The following is an 18166-nucleotide window of genomic DNA, read 5'->3' on the forward strand; positions in this document are numbered from 1 at the left end:
GAGGGGATCAGCCGATAGCGGCTTCGACGTCGGTCACCATGGTGTTCCACGCCGTGACGGCGTCGCCGCCCTTGATGATCTGAGCCTGAGCCGCGCCCCACAGCTCCCAGACGGAGCCCATCTCGGGGAGCGAGGGCTGGGGAACGCCGTTCGCCGCGGAGGCGAGGAAGCCGGCGACGACGGGGTCGGACGACACCTCTGCGGCAAGGGTCTTCCACGCGGGCAGACGCGGGTCGGCCTCGTACAGCGCGCGCTGGGCGTCGTCGGTGGCGAGGTAGGTGGTCAGGAACTCCTGCGCGAGCAGCTTGTTCGAGCTCTCCGAGCTGATGTAGAAGCCCTGCACCCCGACGAACGGCGCCGCCGTCTCGCCGCCGGCCGACGGGATGGGGTTGACCTTGACGTTGACCCCGTCCGCGGTCAGCGCCTCGATCGCCCACGGGCCCTGCACCGTATAGGCGGCCGTGCCCGAGGCGAACAGCTCGTTGTTGGTGTCGTAGTCGATCGTGGTCGAGATCTCACCCGAGCCCGCCTCGCCGTGAGCTCCGAGCCAGGAGGCGAAGGCCTCGCCGGCCGGGCCGCCCATGCCGATCTCGGTGGTGTACGACCCCGAGGCATCCTGCACGAACACCGGGGCGCCGAACGACGTCTGGAACCCGTACATCGTGTACGCGTCGCCCTTCTGACCGGCGGTGTTGATCACGAACGGACGCTCAGCGCCGGCCGCCTGCGCGCGGGCGATCATGTCGTCCCACGACGTCGGGGCCTCTTCGCCCACGAGGTCGGTGTTCTGAATGAGGGCCATCGTCTCGAGCGCGTAGGGGAAGCCGTAGACCTGCCCGTCGTACGTGAACGCGTCGACGGCCACCTGCTCGATCTGCTCGGCCTTGTCGCCGAGGTCGATCGTGTCCACCACGCCGGCCGAGACGAACGAGCCGAGGAAGTCGTGCGCGCCGACGGTGATGTCGGGGCCCTCGCCCGTGGGGACCTGGTTGATGAAGTCGTTGCGGATGTCCTCGAAGTTCTTCTGGACCAGCTCGACCTTCGTGCCCGTCTCTTCTTCGAACGCCTTCGCGGCCGCCTCGATGGCGGGCGCGCGGTTCGCGTCGGTCCAGACGACGAGCGTGCCGCCCGAGCCGCCGTCGGCGTTGCCGCTCTCGCTGGGGGAGCTGCCGCCGGAGCAACCGGCGAGCAGAACGGTGGTCGCCGCGATGGCGACGATTCCGGTCCCGATCTTGCGCATGGATCTTCCTTCCGAAGTGGTCGATCGGGGCGCCTCGCGAGAGGTCGCGCCGTCACGACCGGTGTGGATGCCGCTGCCGGGTGGCGTCGGCGGTTTCTCAGTGCGTGCCGGCCGACGTCGACTGTCGGCCAGCGGTGGGGTCATCGATCAGCGATCACCTCCGGGTGCTGTGCGCGGTGCTCGGACGACGGCGACGTCGCCCGCACTCACCTCCAGCGTGCCCTCGACGGTGTCGCCTGTCAGCAGGTCGACGCCCTCCAGAGCGAGTCGTGCGGCCGTCGCACCGTGGTTGATCGCGACGACGTAGTCGGTGTCGGCGCCCGCGCGGCGGACGACCTCAAGCCCTGCGGAAGCCGGCAGCGGTGCGATGCCGGCGTCGGCGTAGACCTCCGTCATGACGGCGGCCAGGCCGGCGGCATCCGGCCGCGTGCTGATGTACCAGCCGGCTCCGTTACCGTGCGACTTGCGCGTGATCGCGGGCATGCCCGCCGCGGGGCCGTCCGTGTAGGTGGCGCGCGTCTCGGCGCCCGTGACGACGAGGTGCTCGTGCCAGGCGTCGACGCGCAACGTGTCTTCGCCGAAGGCGACGGACGTCGACACCCCTGCGCGCAGCGGCAGGTGCTCCTCGACCCAGACGCCGAGCGACGGCTCGAGGGGGACGCCGAACCCGCCCGCGTGGACGGCGTCGTTCTCGTCCACCACCGCCGAGAAGAACGACACCACGAGCGTGCCGCCGCTTTCGACGTAGCGGTTGAGGTTCTCGGCGTCGTCGCGACGCAGCAGGTACTGGGCGGGAGCGATGACCAGCTTGTAGGCCGAGAGGTCGTCGCCGGGAAGGGCGAAGTCGGCCGTGATGTTGTCGCGCCAGAGTCGCTCGTAGAACGCGCGGATCCGCTCGTCGTGCGAGACGTCCTCGGACGGACGCCATTCGAGGTCCTGCGCCCAGAACGACTCGAAGTCCCACAGGATCGCGACATCCGCCTGCACGCGCGAACCGCGGACCTCCGACAGTCGGTCGAGCTTGGCCCCCAGGTCGACGACCTCGCGGAAGACGCGGGACCCCGTGCCGGCGTGCGGCAGCATCGCCGAGTGGAACTTCTCGGCGCCCGAGCGTCCGGCGCGCCACTGGAAGAAGAGGATGCCGTCGGCGCCGCGGCCGAGGTGCGAGAGCGAGTTGCGCGCCATCTCACCCGGACGCTTCGCGACGTTGCGCGGCTGCCAGTTCACGGCCGAGGTGGAGTGCTCCATGAGGATCCACGGCTTGCCACGGCCCACGGATCGTGAGAGGTCGGCGGCGATGGCCAGGCCGATCTCGCCCTCGTCGTCGGCGGCCCACAGGTAGTGGTCGTCCGACACGATGTCGACCTCGCGCCCCCAGGCCCACAGATCGCAGCCGTTGTGCTGGTTGGCCATGAAGTTGGTGGTCACCGGCAGGGACGAGAAACGACGGATGGCGTCGCGCTCGGCGACGAAGCAGGCGCGCAGCTGCGCGTCGGTGAAGCGGGCGAAGTCCAGGCGCTGCGCGGGGTTGACCACCGAGGGTGCGGCAGCGGGTGCGCCGACGTGCTCCCAGTCGCCGTAGTGCTGCCCCCAGAAGGCCGTGCCCCACGCGGCGTTGAGCGCGTCGAGGCTGCCGTACTTCTCCTGCAGCCAGCTGCGCCAGGCGCGGACGGCGTGGGGGGAGTAGTCCTCGCCGACCGGGACGCCGTACTCGTTGTGCACGTGCCACATGACGACGGCCGGGTGGTCGGCGTAGCGCTCGGCCAGCGCGCCGGCGATGCCCACGGCTGCTTCGCGGTAGGCGGGGGCGGAGTGCGAGGCCATGCCGCGCGACCCGAACCCCATGACGACGCCGTCGCGGGTGATCACCCGGGCGTCGGGGTGGTTCGCGAAGAACCAGGCCGGGGGCGAGGCCGTGGGAGTGCCGAGGTCGACGGCGATGCCGTTCTCGTGCAGCAGCCCGATGATCTCGTCGAGCCAGTCGAAGTCGAACACGCCCTCGCTCGTCTCGATGAGCGCCCACGAGAAGATGCCGATGCTGACGACGTTGACGCCGGCTTCGCGCATCAGGCGCACGTCCTCGCGCCATACCTCGCGCGGCCACTGCTCGGGGTTGTAGTCGCCGCCGTAGGCGATCCCGTCGATGGCCGGCCAAACGCTCGCAGGCATGAAACGCGTCCTTGTGTCTCGCGGACCGATCGGGCTGTGACCGGTCACAGGGTGTGATCACCAGCGTAATCGAGCGCGTCGGATTCCCGGGATGCCGTTATCGAACTGTGACCGGTCACAGCCGGGCCGCTGCGGCCCCGACGCGTGGCGTGGTGCGGGCTCGCGCGGGAGTAGGCTCACCGACGTGAACGGCACCACCGGCGCGTCGCGCAAACCGACCATTCGCGACGTCGCGGCCGCCGCGGGCGTCTCGCACGGCACGGTCTCGCGCGTCATCAACGGCGGGCATTGGGTTTCGCCCGAGGCGCGCGAGGCGGTCGACCGGGCGATCCGCGAGACCGGGTACACCGCCAACCACGCGGCCCGCAGCCTCGCCACGGGGCGCGCGAACTCCCTGGCCTTCCTGCTGACGGAGCCGCAGCACCTGCTGTTCGCCGACCCGACCTTCGCACTCCTGCTGCGGGGGGCCACCGAGGCGCTCGCGCAGCGGTCGATGACGCTCGTCCTGATGATCGCCGACACCGCCGCCGAACGGGCCAACGTCGAGCGGTACGTCCGCGCCGGGCACGTCGACGGTGTGCTGCTGATCTCGTCGCACGAGTCCAACCCGCTGCTGGCCTCGCTCATCGCGGCGGGCGTGCCGACGGTGTGCACGGGTGTGCCGCTGGGCGACCGCGCGCACGTGCCGACGGTCTCGGTCGACGAACAGGAGTCGGCTCGGGTGATGACGCGCCACCTGCTCGCTCAGGGGCACCGGCGCATCGCCGTCATCACCGGGCCCAACGACACCCCGGGCGGCCGCTATCGCCTCGAGGGCTTCCGGGCCGAGATGGGGGAGCTGTTCGATCCCGACCTCGTCGAGCAGGACGTCTACTCGAGCGACGCCGGAGCCGCGGCCATGGGCCGCCTGCTCGAGCGCGCGCCCGACATCGAGGCGGTGTTCGCGGCATCCGACGTCATGGCCGTGGGCGCGATCGCCGCCATCCGTCGCAGTGGCCGGACGGTGCCCGACGACATCGCGGTGGCGGGATTCGACGACTCCGGCCTCGCGGCCACGCACGACCCGCCCCTGACGACCATGCGGCAGCCGTGGGGTGAGATCAGCGCGGCCATGGTCGACATGGTGCTGCAGGTCATCGCCGGGGGGGACCCGCAGCCGCTCGTGCTGCCGACGACCCTCGTGCGCCGCGAAACCGCGTGACGGGCGCCGGCGCTGTCATCCGGCTCCGGAGCGCCGCCGCCGCGAACTAGAATCTCGGGGTGAGCAACGGCCGCAGTTTCTACATCACCACGCCGATCTACTACCCCAGCGATCTGCCCCACATCGGGCATGGGTACACGAGCGTCGCCGTCGACACGCTCGCCCGGTGGCACCGTCAGGCCGGCGACGACACCTGGATGCTGACGGGCACCGACGAGCACGGGCAGAAGATGCTGCGCGCTGCCGCCGCCAACAACGTCACGCCCCAGGAATGGGTCGACAAGCTCGTCGAGGAGTCGTGGTTCCCGCTGTTGCGCACCCTCGACGTCGCCAACGACGACTTCATCCGCACGACGCAGGAGCGTCACGAGGAGCGGGTGAAGGTCTTCGTCCAGACGCTCTTCGACCGCGGCTACATCTACGCCGGCGAGTACGCGGCGCTGTACTGCGTAGGCTGCGAGGAGTTCAAGCCCGAGGCCGAGATCGCCGACGGCACCGGCGCGTTCGAGGGCCTCAAGGTCTGCGCCATCCACTCCAAGCCGCTCGAACTGCTGCAGGAGAAGAACTACTTCTTCAAGCTCAGCGAGTTCCAGGACCGGTTGCTCGAGCTCTACAAGAGCGTCCCGGACTTCGTGCGACCCGAATCCGCACGCAACGAGGTCGTCTCGTTCGTCCGTTCGGGCCTGAAGGACCTGTCGATCTCGCGGTCGGCGTTCGACTGGGGCATCACCGTGCCCTGGGACCCGTCGCACGTCATCTACGTCTGGGTCGACGCGCTGCTGAACTACGCCACGGCGATCGGCTACGGCACCGACCCCGACGAGTTCGCGCGGCGGTGGCCGGCCTACCACGTCGTGGGCAAGGACATCCTCCGCTTCCACGCGGTCATCTGGCCGGCCATGCTCATGGCCGCGGGCCTCGAGGTGCCGCGTGGCGTCTTCGCCCACGGGTGGCTGCTCGTCGGCGGTGAGAAGATGTCGAAGTCGAAGCTCACCGGCATCGCGCCGACCGAGATCACCGACGTGTTCGGCTCGGACGCGTACCGCTTCTACTTCCTCTCGGCCATCGCCTTCGGGCAGGACGGGTCGTTCTCGTGGGAGGACCTGTCGGCGCGCTACCAGGCCGAGCTGGCCAACGGCTTCGGCAACCTCGCCTCCCGCACGATCGCGATGGTCGAGCGGTACTTCGCGGGGGTCGTGCCGACGCCGGTCGAGTACACCGCCGGCGACCTCGAGATCCAGCGCGTCGTCGCGGATGCCGCCACGGCGGCCGACGCGGCGATGGAGCGGTTCCGCCCCGACGAGGCGATCGCGGCGATCTGGACGATCGTCGACGCCCTGAACGGCTACATCACCGAGAACGAGCCGTGGGCTCTCGCCAAAGACGACGCGCAGCGGGCGCGCCTGGGCACGGTGCTGTACACCGCCGCCGAGGGGCTCCGCGCCCTCGCGGTGCTGCTCTCGCCCGTGATGCCCGCCGCGACCGGAAAGCTCTGGGATGCGCTCGGCATCGACGCCCGGCTCGCGGACCAGCGGCTGCGCGAGGCCGGACGCTGGGGCATCCTGCCCGCCGGCACCACGGTCACGGGACTGACCCCGCTGTTCCCGCGCGTCGAGCAGACCGCGTGACCCATGGCCGACACGCCAGTTAACGCGGATCCGGCCGACCCGACACCGGCACCTGGGGGCGAGCCGACGGACGACGTGTCGCAGTATGTGCGGCAGCGGTCGCAGGCGGCGCGGGATGTCCGCTGGCCGGAGGCGCCCGAGCCGCTGACGGTCCCGGTCTACGACAACCACACGCACCTCGAGATCGAGGACGGCGACGAGCCGCGCACGCTCGCCGAGCAGCTCGAGCTGGCGGCATCCGTGGGTGTCGTGGGGGTCGTGCAGGCCGGCGGTGACATCGAGTCGTCCCGCTGGTCGGCGTGGGCCGCCGCCTCGCACCCGCGCGTGCTCGCGGCGGTCGCGATCCACCCGAACGAGGCGCCCGTCTACGCCGCTGCCGGACGGCTGCAGGAAGCGATCGACGTCATCGACGAACTCGCCGCCCAGCCGCGCGTGCGCGCCGTCGGCGAGACGGGGCTCGACTTCTTCCGGACGGAGAGGGACGGCCTGCCTGCGCAGTTCGAGAGCTTCGAGGCCCACATCGCGCTGGCCAAGAAGCACGACGTCGCGATGCAGATCCACGACCGCGACGCCCACGACGCCGTGCTCGAGACCCTGTTGCGGGTGGGTGCGCCGGAGCGGACGGTCTTCCACTGCTTCTCGGGAGACGCCGGCATGGCCCGCGTCGCCGCCGAGCGCGGGTACTGGCTGAGCTTCGCCGGCAACGTCACCTTCAAGAACGCGCAGAACCTGCGTGACGCGCTGGCGGTGACCCCCCGCGAGCGCATCCTCGTCGAGACCGACGCGCCGTTCCTGACGCCGACGCCGCACCGCGGACGCCCCAACGCGCCGTATCTCATCCCGGTCACCCTGCGCTTCATGGCGGCGGAACTCGGTGCGGATGTCGACGAGCTCGCCGCGCAGATCGCCACGAACACCCGCGCGGTCTACGGCGAGTTCTGACCGCGTTCGGCGAGACGGTCAGCGGGTCGAGGAGCCGCGGATGATCTCCCACGGCAGGTCGACGACGTCGGGCTCGACCCCATCGCGAACGGTGCTGAGCGCCTCGAACATCGCCGCGGGGGCGAGTTCGGGATGCACGCAGACGTGCGTCACCCCCAGGCGGCTGTTGACGGCGCAGTCGGTGGTGCACAGTGCGACGAACTGCATGTCGCGGGGGATCACGAAGTCCATCTCCTCGAGCTGCAGGTAGATGGCCGGACCTTCCTCGGCGAACGAGAAGATCGCGTCGGCACCGGCGTCGCGCAGCTCGCCGACGCGGCGGGGGAGTGACCCGTGCTCGGCATCGACGTGCGCGACCAGCGGCGTGCGCCCCCGAACCGTGCTCCACGCGCGGTACGCGCTCTCGCCGATGCGATCACGCGGGGCGCCGGCGTCGTCGACGAGGAAGCCGATCCGCTGCGCGCCCCCGGCCTCGAGCAGCCCGAGCGCCGCGCGCACGGCCTCGTCGTAGCCCGTGCGCACGGTGATCGAGCGTTCGGTATCGACGTACAGGTCGTTCGTCGCGACCGGGATGCCGCGGATGACCGCCTCGCGCAGCAGCAGGTCGTCGGCGGCGACCTCGGCGAAGTACACGACGTCGATCTGGGCGCCGCGCAGCAGGTCGGGGCGCGAGGCGGGGAGCATCGTGACGGTGAAGCCCTGCTGGGCCGCCGCACTGACCAGCGCGCCGATGTGACGGCTGCGGTGCAGCGCGCTGCGGCGCGACAGGTCGAGCTCGATGCCCTCGGGCAGCACGAAGCCCACCGACATCGTCCGGCCGCTGCGGAGGGCGGCGGCGTATTTGTTGGGTTGATAGCCGAGCTCGGCCGCGATCGCCTTGATGCGCTCGCGCGTCTCGAGGCGCAGACTCCCGCGGTCGTTGAGCGCCTGGCTGATGGCGGCCGTGGAGACACCCGCGCGCAGCGCGATGTCTTTCAGGGTCACCTGCCGGGTCATGACCGCGCAGCTCCCGTGCCCGGGTCGCCCGGGGCCACCTCGTCGGGCGAGGTGCGGGCGGAGTCGTCGGTGCCGGGGAAGACGGTGCGGACCGCGTCGGCCCAGGCCGAACCCGAGCCGGAGGACGCGAGCGTGTGGCCCTGCGCGATGAGGCGGTGCAGCAGGACGCCCGAGAAGTGCCGCAGCGCGGCCTCGACCTGGGGAGCCTCGCCGCGCAGCCGGGCGCGGTCGATCTCGTCGTCGAGGATGTCGGTGATGTAGCTGCGCATCGCCACGACGGACGGCGCCACCTCGTGCACCCGACGGGCGGCGGCGTGGCGGGCGGCCGCCCCGGCGACGATCTCGCGGGCCTCGCCGAGGGTCGCGAACTCGTCGATCGGGGCGTGGACGCGAATGGTCTCGAGGTCGAGCAGCTCGATGTCGGGCACGTCGCGCAGCGCGGGGTCGACGTTGCGGGGGAGCCCGAGGTCGATGATGAGCTGGGTGCGGTCGGCGCCGATCCGGCGAGCGGCATGCTCGGTCGCCGTCAGAGCGTAGGTGTCGGTCGTGGTCGTGCAGGTCACGATGACGTCGGCCGCGGCGGCCTCGGCGGCATAGTGCTCGGCGTCGACGGCGACGAGGTGCTCGCGCTGCGCGAAACGGCTGCGGCCCGAGCGCGAGTGCACGCGGACGTCCACGGCGCCCTTGTCGCGGAGCGCGGCGAGGGACGCCGCGGCGTAGCGGCCCGTGCCCACGAGGAGCACGCGCGCCGCGGACCAGTCGGCGACGCGCGAGGAAGCCAGCTCGAGCGCGAGGCGGACGAGCGACCGGCCCGACTCGCCGATGCGGGTGCTGTTCTTCACGGCGCGGGAGGTCTCGGTGGCGCGCTGGAACAGGTGCTCGAGAGGCGCCGTCGTCAACCCGCCGCGTCGGGCGTCGTCGAGGGCGCGGCGCACCTGTCCGGCGATCTCGTCCTCGCCGACCGCGACGGAGTCGAGCCCCGAGGCGACCGAGAAGAGGTGGTGGGCGACCTTATTGCCGTGCGCGAAGTCGACGGTCTCGCGGACCGTCCGGTAGGGGAGCTCGCTCAGCTTCGCGATCTCTTCCATCGCGGCATCCATCGCCGGGATGGTGGAGGGGAAGTCCGCGTCGTCGCGCAGGTCGAAGTACGCCTCGAAGCGGTTGCAGGTGGCCAGGACGACGGCCCCCTGGATGGCCTCGTGGGCCTCTGTCAACCGGGTGCCGACTTCGTCTCCGATGACGGAGAGTCGCTCGAGAGAATCGAGCGGTGTGGAGCGCTGATGCGCGGTGAGAGCGACGAGCACGTGCGGAAGAACCCCCTGAGATCGTGACTAGTATATCGATTAACTCACTCGAGGAGATCATCATTCCGGCATCCGCCCACCCTCTCGTCGCGCACGCGACCGGCTCGAGCCGGCTCGTGCGTACCCTGCTCGGCGAACGCGTCGACAAGACCCCCGTCTGGTTCATGCGCCAGGCCGGCCGATCGCTTCCCGAGTACCGCGCGCTGCGGTCGCAGGGCAGCATGCTCGATGCCTGCCTCACCCCGGGACTGGCGAGCGAGATCACGCTGCAGCCGGTGCGGCGCCACGGCGTCGACGCCGCCATCTTCTTCAGCGACATCATCGTGCCGCTCGCGATCCTCGGGATCGAGGTCGAGATCGCCGCCGGTCGCGGTCCGGTCTTCGCGCAGCCCCTCAGCACGGCAGCCGACATCGCCCGCGCGGTCGAGATCGATCCCGCGCTCGTCCGCGAACGCGGCGAGGCCATTGCCCGCGCGGTGCAGCTGACCACCGAGATGCTCGCCGAGGAGTCCGAGTCGCGGGGGGAGCCGCTGCCCCTCATCGGCTTCGCGGGCGCCCCGTTCACACTCGCCGCCTACCTCGTCGAGGGCGGCCCCTCGAAGGACCACCTCGCCGCGCGTCGACTCATCCACGAGGACCCCGCGGCCTGGACCGCCCTCACCGAGTGGCTCGCGCGGGTGACGGGGGAGTTCCTCGCGCTGCAGGTCGAATCCGGTGCGAGCGCCGCGCAGCTGTTCGACTCGTGGGCCGGCGGTCTGCCGCCCGAGGACTACCGCGCCGCGGCGCTGCCCGCCTCGGCCGCATCCCTCGACGCGGTGCGTGCCCTGCCGGTCCCGGCGGGAGCGGGCATCGACCACATCCCGCTCGTGCACTTCGGCGTCGGCACCGGCGAGATCCTCGGCGACATGGCCTCGATCGGCATCGACGCGCTCGGCGTCGACTACCGGGTGCCGCTCGACGAGGCCGCTCGTCGCGTCGGATCGCACCTGACGCTGCAGGGCAACCTCGACCCCGCGCTGCTGTTCGCCCCCGCCGAGGTGCGGGATGCGGCGATCGAGCGCATCCTCGAGGCGGGCCGCTCGGCACGCGCCCACGTGTTCAATCTCGGCCACGGGGTGCCGATGCAGGCCGACCCCGACGCGATCAGCTCGGTCGTCCGCACCGTCCACCGCTGGCGGTCGGCATGAGCTCCGACGCCGACCTCGTCGTCATCGGCGGGGGCATCGCCGGTCTCGTCGTCGCCCTCGAAGCGGCGACCGCGGGAGCGCGGGTCGTCCTGCTCGAGTCCGACGACCAGACCGGAGGGATGCTGCGCCGCGGGCGCATCGCCGGTGTCGAGGTCGATCTCGGTGCCGAGTCGTTCGCCAAGCGCACCGACGCCGTGCCGCGACTGATCGCCGACTTCGGCCTGCCGCTCGAGGTCGTCTCGCCCCGATCCGGGCCGGCGCACCTGGTGTCGCACCGCGGTCTCGGCGCGGCCGGTCGATGGACGCGCCTGCCGCTTCCCCGCCGCACCGTCATCGGCATCCCGGCGAACCCGCTCGCCGCCGATGTCGTCGCGATCATCGGCGAGCGCGCCGCGCAGCGGGCCGCGGCCGAGGTGCTCGCGGCGCCCATCGACCCGACGGCGTCGTTGGCCGACGTCGTCGAGGAGCGCCTGGGGGCGGGGATCGTGGCCGACCTGGTCGACCCGCTCTGCCGCAGCATCTACTCGCAGCCGGCGGCCGCCGTGCCCCTTCCCCGACTGCACCCGAAGATGTGGGCGGCGTTCGAGCGCACCGGATCACTCCTGGCTGCGGCCGCGGAGGTCGCCCCGGACGCCCCCGGTGGCACCGCCGTCGGCGGGATCGCTGGTGGCATGTGGCGCCTCGCGGAGGCCGTCGCGAGCCTCGCGACCGAGCGCGGTGCCGACATCCGCACCGGTGTCGCCGTGCGTGCGCTCGAGCCGGAGGCGAGCGGTGTCCGCGTCGACCTCGCCTCGGGCGAAGCGCTCCGCGCGGCGAAGGTCGTCGTCGCGACCGGCCCGCGCGGCGCCGCCTCGCTGCTCGGCCGCGTGACCGGCACGATGGATGCCGCCGACGTCGACGCCGCCGCATCCGCGCCCATCCAGCCCGCCATCCGCCTGCTGACCGCGGCGGTCACGGCCCCCGACCTCGGCGCCGAGCCCGTCGGCTCCGGGGTCATCGTCGCGCCCGAGGCCCCCACCGCGGCGAAGGCTCTGACGCACATCGACGCGAAGTGGGCGTGGGCCCGCGCGGCGCTGCCGGCCGGAACGCACCTCGTGCGGCTCTCGGTGCGCGCCGACGACACCGCCGGGCTCGACTCCGCCGCGGCGATCGCGCGCGAGATCTCGCACCTCACGGGTGCCCGCGTCGACCGTGACGAGATCGGCGAGATCATCACGACCCGCTGGCGCGATGCCGTCGTGCCGGCGGAGTCCGCGGCGTGGACCGACACGGTGGCCGAGGCTGCCGCGCGCGGCATCCAAGTCACCGGAGCCGTCGCCGCCGGCACCGGACTCGCGTCGGTGATCCCGCACGCACGTGCCCTCGCGCACGACCTCCTGACCGTTTCCTCCGACCGAAAGGAGCCCTGATGACGGAGAACATTCCGCTCGGCTACACCCTCTTCGCGATCCTCGCCGGCCCTCGTCCGCGGCCGCAGGCGCCCACGGATGCCGACATCGCCGAGCTCGAGCGCCTCGTGGCCGAGCTGCCGGAGTCGGGCGTCACCGTGCGCGGACTCTACGACGTGACCGGCATGCGCGGCGCCGCCGACCTGATGATCTGGCTGCACACCGCCCCCGGCTCGGACGACGACCCCGCCGCGCTGCAGCGCGCCCTCCGGGCTCTGCGTCGCACGTCGGCGCTCGCAGCATTCGACCTCGAATGGAGCGCGATGGGCGTGCACCGCGAGGCCGAGTTCAACAAGCGTCACGTGCCGGGGTACCTGCGCGGCGAGCACGCCCGCGAGTGGCTGTGCCTGTACCCGTTCGTCCGCAGCTACGAGTGGTATCTGCTGCCGGAGGAGGAGCGCTCGGCGATGCTCGCCCAGCACGGCCGGCGCGGCGCGAAGTTCGCCGACGTCATCGCGAACACCGTCTCGACCTTCGCGCTGAGCGATTACGAGTGGCTGCTGCCCCTCGAGAGCGACGAGCTGATCAGCCTCGTCGACCTGATGCGCGACCTGCGCGCCACCGATGCGCGCCGCCACGTGCGCGAAGAAGTCCCGTTCTACACCGGTCGCCGCGTCGCGGTGTCCGAACTCACGGAGGTGCTGTCCTGATGGGTACGAGCGAGTTCCGTCCGAAGCCGCCGCGTGCGGCGAGCGCTCCCGCGTGCGCTCCCGGCTGCGCCGTGCCCGCGGCGAGCCCCGCCGCCTGCGCGGGCGCCCCGCACGTCAGCGAGCCGACGTCGTACGACGCCTTGCTGCTGCTGGGCTTCGGCGGTCCCGAGGGCCAGGACGACGTGCTGCCCTTCCTGCGGAACGTCACCGCCGGACGCGGCATCCCGGACGAGCGTCTCGAGGAGGTGGCGCACCACTACCGTCACTTCGGCGGGGTCTCGCCCATCAATCAGCACAACCGCGAGCTCAAGGCCGCCCTCGAGGCCGAAATCGCCGCTCGTGGCCTCGATCTGCCGGTCTACTGGGGCAATCGCAACTGGATGCCGTACGTCGACGACGCGCTGCGCGCCGTGCACGCCGACGGACACCGTCGCGTCATCGCGGTCGCCACGAGCGCCTACAGCTCGTACTCGTCGTGCCGCCAGTACCGCGAGGACCTGGCCGACGCGATGGAGGCCACGGGCCTCGCCGGCGAGGTCGAGATCGACAAGGTGCGCCAGTTCTTCGACCACCCCGGCTTCGTCGCTCCCTTCGTCGAGGGCATCCGCGACGGACTCGCGCAGGTGCGCGAGCGCGGCATCGATGAGCGGGACGTCGAGATCCTCTTCTCGACGCACTCGATCCCGAACTCCGACGCCGACCGCTCCGGTCCGCCCGAGCGCGGCTTCGGGCCCGGAGGCGCGTACGTCGCCCAGCACACCGCGGTCGCCGAGGCGATCGTCGCGGAGCTGGGGACCACCGCGCCCTGGCAGCTGGTGTTCCAGAGCCGGTCGGGCCCGCCGTCCGTGCCGTGGCTCGAGCCCGACATCAACGACGCGATCGCCGAGCTGCCCGCCGCCGGGCGCAAGGCCGTGCTCATCGTGCCGCTCGGCTTCGTCAGCGACCACATGGAGGTGCTCTGGGACCTCGACACCGAGGCGATGGAGACCGCCGAGGAGCACGGTCTGTTCGCCGTCCGCACGGCGTCGCCGAGCACGCACCCCGCCTACGTCTCGGGTCTGGTCGACCTCGTCGAGGAGCGGCTGCACGCGACCCCCGTCGAGGAGCGGCCCGCGGTGACCTCGCTCGGCCCGTGGTACGACGTGTGCCGTCCCGGATGCTGCGAGAACAAGCGCCTCGGCTTCCAGCCGGCGCTCGCGGGGGTGGCGCCGTGACGCAAGCCCCGGTCCTGCGGCTGGGCACGCGTGCGAGCCTTCTCGCCACGACGCAGTCGCAGCACGTCGCCGACGCGATCACCACCGCCACCGGCATCCCGGTCGAGCTCGTGGAGATCACGACCGACGGTGACGTGCTGACCGGGTCGCTCGCGCAGATGGGGGGCACCGGTGTGTTCGCCACGGCGCTGCGCGAGGCGCTCGTCCGCGGCGACTGCGACCTCGTCGTGCACTCGATGAAGGACCTGCCGACCGCGCCCTACCCGGGCCTGGAGATCGCCGCGGTCCCGCCGCGGGCACCGCAGCGCGACGTGCTGTGCGGCCCCGAGGCGGGCACGACCTTGGATGCCCTGCCCGCCGGCGCGGTCGTCGGCACGGGCTCGCCCCGTCGCGTCGCGCAGGTGCGGCGCCGGCGACCCGACCTGCAGGTGCGCGACATCCGCGGCAACGTCGACACCCGGCTGCGGAAAGTGCGCGACGGAGAGTACGACGCCGTCGTCCTCGCGGAGGCGGGGCTGCGCCGCATCGGTCGCGACGCGGCCATCGGCGAGGTCTTCGCCCTCGACGCGTGGCCGACCTCGGCGGGGCAGGGCGCCCTGGCGGTCGAGGTCCGCACGGCGGATCTCGACGGGCCCATCGGTCGCGCCGTCCGGCTGATCGACGACGCCGCATCGGCCTCGCGCGCGCTCCTCGAGCGCGCCGTGCTGCGCCGTCTCGAAGCGGGATGCGCGGCGCCCGTCGGCATCACCGTGACGGGACTCGGGACCGAGTCCGCCTTCGTGGCCGAGGTCTACGCACCGGACGGTGCGCGCACCGTCCGCGCGGTGCGCTCGCTGGAGGCCGATCTCGCATCGCCCGCCGAACGCGAGCGGATCGCGACCGACGTCGTCGCGGAGCTGCTGGACGGCGGTGCCGCGGACATCGCCGATCTGCCGGGGACGAGCCGGTGAGCGGGGGACTGCGCGGCCGGCGCGTCCTCATCCCGCGCGGCGGCGCCTGGGGCGAGCGCGTGCGCGACGAGGTCGAGCGCCGCGGCGCGACGGGCGTCATCGCGCCGCTCATCCAGTCGCGCCCGCCGCGCGACACCGCCGCCCGCGACGGCGCCTTCGCGCGGCTGGCCGCCGGCGACTACGCCTGGGTCTTCATCACGAGCGCGGCGACGGTCGAGCAGCTGGTCGCGCAGCAGGTCTCGATCCCCGTCGGAACGCGCATCGCCGCCGTCGGACGCCCGACGGCGCGTGCGGTCGCCGACGCCGGTTTCGAGGTCGAGTTCGTCCCCGTCGGCACGTCGTCGGCGACGAACATGATCGCCCAGTGGTGCGCCGGCCGCTCGCCGCGGTCGACCGGCCGCTGCCTCGTACTGCGCTCGGATCTGGCGATGGCGGTCATCAGCGACGAGCTCGAGCTGCAGGGGTACGACGTCGACGTCTGCATCGCCTATCGCACGGTCGGCGTCGACCTCGACGCCACGGTCGCCGACGAGGTGCGCACCGGCGCGATCGACACGGTGCTGCTGACCTCGCTCAGCGTGGGACGCGAGCTGCGCCGTCAGGTCGGCATCCCCGGGCCCGACGTCTTCATCGCTTCGATCGGCCCGGGCACCACCCGCGATGCCGAGAAGCTCGGCTACACGGTTCATCACACGGCACACTCGCAGAGCGTCGATGCCCTTCTGGCCGAACTCGACGCCCGCCCTGGAACAGAGGAATCCTCATGAGCAGCTTCCCCGAGCGACGCCTGCGTCGCACCCGCCGGACCCCGGCGATGCGTCGCCTGTCGACCGAGCACCACCTCGCGGCCGCGCAGCTGGTGCTGCCGGTGTTCGTGAAGGAGGGCATCGACGTGGCGCAGCCGATCGCCTCGATGCCCGGCGTGCTGCAGCATCCTCTCGAGGACATCGCGGCGGTCGTGACGGATGCTGCAGAGGCAGGAGTCGGGGGCATCATGCTCTTCGGTGTGCCCGCCGTCCGTGACGCCGAGGGCTCGGGCGCGGTCGCCGAGGACGGCATCCTCAACCGCGCCATCCGGGTCGCGGCCGACGCGGCCCGGGGACGCATCACGGTGCAGGCCGACCTGTGCCTCGACGAGTTCACCAACCATGGCCACTGCGGTCTGCTGGCGGCCGACGGGTCCGTCGACAACGACGCCACGCTCGAGGTGTATGCGCGGATGGCGCTCGCGCAGGCACGCGCCGGCGCCGAGATCCTCGGGCTGTCGGGGATGATGGACGGCCAGGTCGCCGTCATCCGCCGCGCGCTCGACGAGGCCGGCCACGCCGAGGTGGCGTTGCTGGCCTACTCGGCGAAGTACGCCTCGGCGTACTACGGACCGTTCCGCGACGCGGTCGAGTCGACGCTGCAGGGCGATCGCCGCACGTACCAGCTCGATCCCGCGAACGGCCGCGAGGGCGTCGCCGAGGCGATGCAGGACATCGCCGAGGGCGCCGACTACGTCATGGTCAAGCCCGCCGGCCCGTACCTCGACGTCCTGGCGCGCGTCTCCGACGTGTCGACCGTGCCCGTCTGGGCCTACCAGGTGTCGGGGGAGTACGCGATGATCGAGCTCGCCGCGCGGGCGGGCGCGATCGACCGCGAGCGGACGATCGGCGAGTCGCTGCTCGGCATCCGTCGCGCCGGGGCGGACGTCATCCTCACCTACTGGGCCCGCGAAGTGGCGGATTGGATTCGCGCCGGAAAGGATCTCGCATGAGCCGCAACGACGACCTGTTCGAGCGCGCCCGCGCCGTCATCCCCGGGGGCGTGAACTCCCCGGTCCGTGCCTTCGGCTCGGTCGGGGGCACACCGCGGTTCTTCGTGTCGGCGTCGGGACCGCTGGTGACCGACGCGGACGGACGCGACTACGTCGATCTCGTCGCCAGCTGGGGACCGGCCCTCGTCGGGCACGCGCACCCCGAGGTGATCGCCGCGGTCGTCGAGGCCGCCGGGCGCGGGCTGTCGTTCGGAGCGTCGACCCCGGCCGAGACAGAGCTGGCCGAGGAGATCCGCCGTCGCGTTCCGATCGCCGAGAAGATCCGCCTCGTCTCGACGGGCACCGAGGCGACGATGACCGCGATCCGCCTCGCCCGCGGTGCGACCGGCCGCGACCTGCTGGTGAAGTTCGCCGGGCACTACCACGGCCACTCCGACGGACTGCTCGCGCAGGCCGGCTCGGGGCTGGCCACCCTCGCCCTGCCCGGGTCGGCCGGCGTGCCCGCGGCCATCGCCGCGCAGACCCTGGTCGTGCGCTACAACGACCGCGCCGCGCTCGAAGCTGTCTTCGCCGAGCACGGCGAGCGGATCGCGGCCGTCATCACCGAGGCCGCCGGCGCCAACATGGGCGTCGTGCCCCCGGCGCCGGGGTTCACCTCGTTCCTGCGCGAGCTCACCGGACGGCACGGAGCGCTGCTGATCAGCGACGAGGTGCTGACCGGGTTCCGGTCGGGGCCGTCGGGCTATTGGGGTGTGCTCCGCGAGGCCGGTGAGGACGTCGCGCCCGACCTCCTCACCTTCGGCAAGGTGGTCGGGGGCGGGCTCCCCGTCGCCGCGATCGCGGGGCGCGCCGAGGTCATGGACCTGCTGGCTCCGCTCGGGCCGGTCTACCAAGCAGGCACGCTGTCGGGCAACCCGGTCGCCGTCGCGGCGGGGCTCGCGACGCTGCGCCTCGCCGACGACGCGGTGTACGCGCGGATCGCCGGGGCGGCCGACACGGTGTCGCGGGCGGCATCCGCTGCGCTGACCGAAGCCGGGATGCCGCACGTCGTGCAGCGGGCGGGGACGCTGTTCAGCGTGTTCTTCGGCGCGGCCGTCATTGACGGCGTGCCCGACTACGAGACGGCGACGCTGCAGGATGCCGCCGCCTACGCGGCCTTCTTCCACGCGATGCTCGATGCGGGGGTGTCGCTGCCGCCGTCGGCCTTCGAGGCCTGGTTCCTCACCGCCGCGCACGACGACGCCGCGCTCGAGCGGATCATCTCGGCCCTGCCCGCGGCAGCGCGCGCCGCGGCGACCGCCGCCGCGTCCTGAGCCGGCTCACCCGGCGTTCTCCGCCCGCACCCGGACGCGGGCGTGCGGAGGACGCCGGGTCAGCGGCGCAGCACCTCGGGTCAGCGGCGCAGCGCCCCGCGACCGCGTCGCAGTGCCCGTGCATCGCGCCGTGCGCGCCTCGTCGCCGCAACTAGGCTGGTCCTC

At 72.3% G+C, this 18166-nt stretch carries 15 protein-coding genes; 11 read left to right on the top strand and 4 right to left on the bottom strand.

Going from position 1 to position 18166, the window contains the following annotated elements:
• Window positions 1–7: 7 nt before the first annotated feature.
• Entirely contained in the window at window positions 8–1240 is a 1233-nt protein-coding gene (locus PUW82_RS08005; protein ID WP_274221793.1) for a sugar ABC transporter substrate-binding protein, read from the bottom strand.
• 147 nt (window positions 1241–1387) lie between these two features.
• Window positions 1388–3409: a beta-galactosidase gene (locus PUW82_RS08010; protein WP_274221794.1), complete on the bottom strand. Its 2022-nt coding sequence runs from the start codon at window positions 3407–3409 to the stop codon at window positions 1388–1390.
• Between the two features lie 184 nt (window positions 3410–3593).
• Between PUW82_RS08010 and PUW82_RS08015 the strand changes: the two genes are divergently transcribed.
• From PUW82_RS08015 to PUW82_RS08025, 3 genes are read left to right on the top strand one after another with little or no spacing between them, the layout of a single operon-like run.
• A complete protein-coding gene (locus PUW82_RS08015; RefSeq protein ID WP_274221795.1) occupies window positions 3594–4610 on the top strand; it encodes a LacI family DNA-binding transcriptional regulator in 1017 nt (338 codons plus the stop codon).
• Window positions 4611–4669: 59 nt separating this feature from the next.
• Window positions 4670–6238 (top strand): methionine--tRNA ligase, encoded by a 1569-nt coding sequence (gene metG, locus PUW82_RS08020; protein ID WP_274221796.1) that lies wholly within the window; start codon window positions 4670–4672, stop codon window positions 6236–6238.
• Between the two features lie 3 nt (window positions 6239–6241).
• A complete protein-coding gene (locus PUW82_RS08025; protein WP_274221797.1) occupies window positions 6242–7180 on the top strand; it encodes a TatD family hydrolase in 939 nt (312 codons plus the stop codon).
• 18 nt (window positions 7181–7198) lie between these two features.
• On the opposite strand, the gene PUW82_RS08030 is transcribed toward PUW82_RS08025, so the two are convergent.
• Together PUW82_RS08030 and PUW82_RS08035 are read right to left on the bottom strand one after the other, a co-directional pair.
• On the bottom strand, window positions 7199–8176 hold the full coding sequence (locus PUW82_RS08030; RefSeq protein ID WP_274221798.1) for a LacI family DNA-binding transcriptional regulator: 978 nt from the start codon (window positions 8174–8176) through the stop codon (window positions 7199–7201).
• Window positions 8173–9480, bottom strand: a complete 1308-nt coding sequence (locus PUW82_RS08035) for a glutamyl-tRNA reductase (protein ID WP_274221799.1) — start codon at window positions 9478–9480, stop codon at window positions 8173–8175. The genes PUW82_RS08030 and PUW82_RS08035 overlap by 4 nt, the downstream gene beginning before the upstream one ends.
• A 116-nt stretch (window positions 9481–9596) precedes the next feature.
• Here PUW82_RS08035 and hemE point away from each other — a divergent pair, with 116 nt between their 5' ends.
• The 8 genes from hemE to hemL are packed head-to-tail and all read left to right on the top strand — an operon-like array spanning window position 9597 to window position 18001.
• The gene (gene hemE, locus PUW82_RS08040; RefSeq protein WP_274222924.1) at window positions 9597–10667 is read left to right on the top strand and encodes a uroporphyrinogen decarboxylase; all 1071 of its coding nucleotides are present in this window, start codon (window positions 9597–9599) and stop codon (window positions 10665–10667) included.
• Complete coding sequence (locus tag PUW82_RS08045) at window positions 10664–12076, top strand: protoporphyrinogen/coproporphyrinogen oxidase (RefSeq protein WP_274221800.1); 1413 nt, start codon at window positions 10664–10666, stop codon at window positions 12074–12076. The genes hemE and PUW82_RS08045 overlap by 4 nt, the downstream gene beginning before the upstream one ends.
• Window positions 12076–12765 (top strand): hydrogen peroxide-dependent heme synthase, encoded by a 690-nt coding sequence (gene hemQ, locus PUW82_RS08050; RefSeq protein WP_274221801.1) that lies wholly within the window; start codon window positions 12076–12078, stop codon window positions 12763–12765. The genes PUW82_RS08045 and hemQ overlap by 1 nt, the downstream gene beginning before the upstream one ends.
• Window positions 12765–13979 carry a ferrochelatase gene (locus PUW82_RS08055; RefSeq protein ID WP_274221802.1) on the top strand — a complete coding sequence of 405 codons (1215 nt, stop codon included), beginning with the start codon at window positions 12765–12767 and terminating at the stop codon, window positions 13977–13979. Before hemQ ends, PUW82_RS08055 begins: the two co-directional genes overlap by 1 nt.
• Window positions 13922–14929 carry a hydroxymethylbilane synthase gene (hemC, locus tag PUW82_RS08060; RefSeq protein WP_420792738.1) on the top strand — a complete coding sequence of 336 codons (1008 nt, stop codon included), beginning with the start codon at window positions 13922–13924 and terminating at the stop codon, window positions 14927–14929. Before PUW82_RS08055 ends, hemC begins: the two co-directional genes overlap by 58 nt.
• Complete coding sequence (locus PUW82_RS08065; RefSeq protein ID WP_274221804.1) at window positions 14926–15696, top strand: uroporphyrinogen-III synthase; 771 nt, start codon at window positions 14926–14928, stop codon at window positions 15694–15696. Before hemC ends, PUW82_RS08065 begins: the two co-directional genes overlap by 4 nt.
• Window positions 15693–16688, top strand: coding sequence for a porphobilinogen synthase (gene hemB, locus PUW82_RS08070; protein ID WP_274221805.1), 996 nt, complete (start codon window positions 15693–15695; stop codon window positions 16686–16688). Before PUW82_RS08065 ends, hemB begins: the two co-directional genes overlap by 4 nt.
• On the top strand, window positions 16685–18001 hold the full coding sequence (gene hemL, locus PUW82_RS08075) for a glutamate-1-semialdehyde 2,1-aminomutase (protein WP_274221806.1): 1317 nt from the start codon (window positions 16685–16687) through the stop codon (window positions 17999–18001). Before hemB ends, hemL begins: the two co-directional genes overlap by 4 nt.
• Window positions 18002–18166 lie beyond the last annotated feature (165 nt).

Origin of the sequence: Microbacterium thalli (genome assembly GCF_028737325.1) — a bacterium.
Classification (GTDB): domain Bacteria; phylum Actinomycetota; class Actinomycetes; order Actinomycetales; family Microbacteriaceae; genus Microbacterium; species Microbacterium thalli.

What these genes read in the sequence shown, in the direction of transcription:
- PUW82_RS08005 (WP_274221793.1), bottom strand. Translation starts at nt 1,240, where the DNA reads ATGCGCAAGATCGGGACCGGAATCGTCGCCATCGCGGCGACCACCGTT.
- PUW82_RS08010 (WP_274221794.1), bottom strand. Translation starts at nt 3,409, where the DNA reads ATGCCTGCGAGCGTTTGGCCGGCCATCGACGGGATCGCCTACGGCGGC.
- PUW82_RS08025 (WP_274221797.1), top strand. Translation starts at nt 6,242, where the DNA reads ATGGCCGACACGCCAGTTAACGCGGATCCGGCCGACCCGACACCGGCA.
- PUW82_RS08030 (WP_274221798.1), bottom strand. Translation starts at nt 8,176, where the DNA reads ATGACCCGGCAGGTGACCCTGAAAGACATCGCGCTGCGCGCGGGTGTC.
- PUW82_RS08045 (WP_274221800.1), top strand. Translation starts at nt 10,664, where the DNA reads ATGAGCTCCGACGCCGACCTCGTCGTCATCGGCGGGGGCATCGCCGGT.
- hemQ (WP_274221801.1), top strand. Translation starts at nt 12,076, where the DNA reads ATGACGGAGAACATTCCGCTCGGCTACACCCTCTTCGCGATCCTCGCC.
- PUW82_RS08055 (WP_274221802.1), top strand. Translation starts at nt 12,765, where the DNA reads ATGGGTACGAGCGAGTTCCGTCCGAAGCCGCCGCGTGCGGCGAGCGCT.
- hemC (WP_420792738.1), top strand. Translation starts at nt 13,922, where the DNA reads ATGCTGCGAGAACAAGCGCCTCGGCTTCCAGCCGGCGCTCGCGGGGGT.
- hemB (WP_274221805.1), top strand. Translation starts at nt 15,693, where the DNA reads ATGAGCAGCTTCCCCGAGCGACGCCTGCGTCGCACCCGCCGGACCCCG.
- hemL (WP_274221806.1), top strand. Translation starts at nt 16,685, where the DNA reads ATGAGCCGCAACGACGACCTGTTCGAGCGCGCCCGCGCCGTCATCCCC.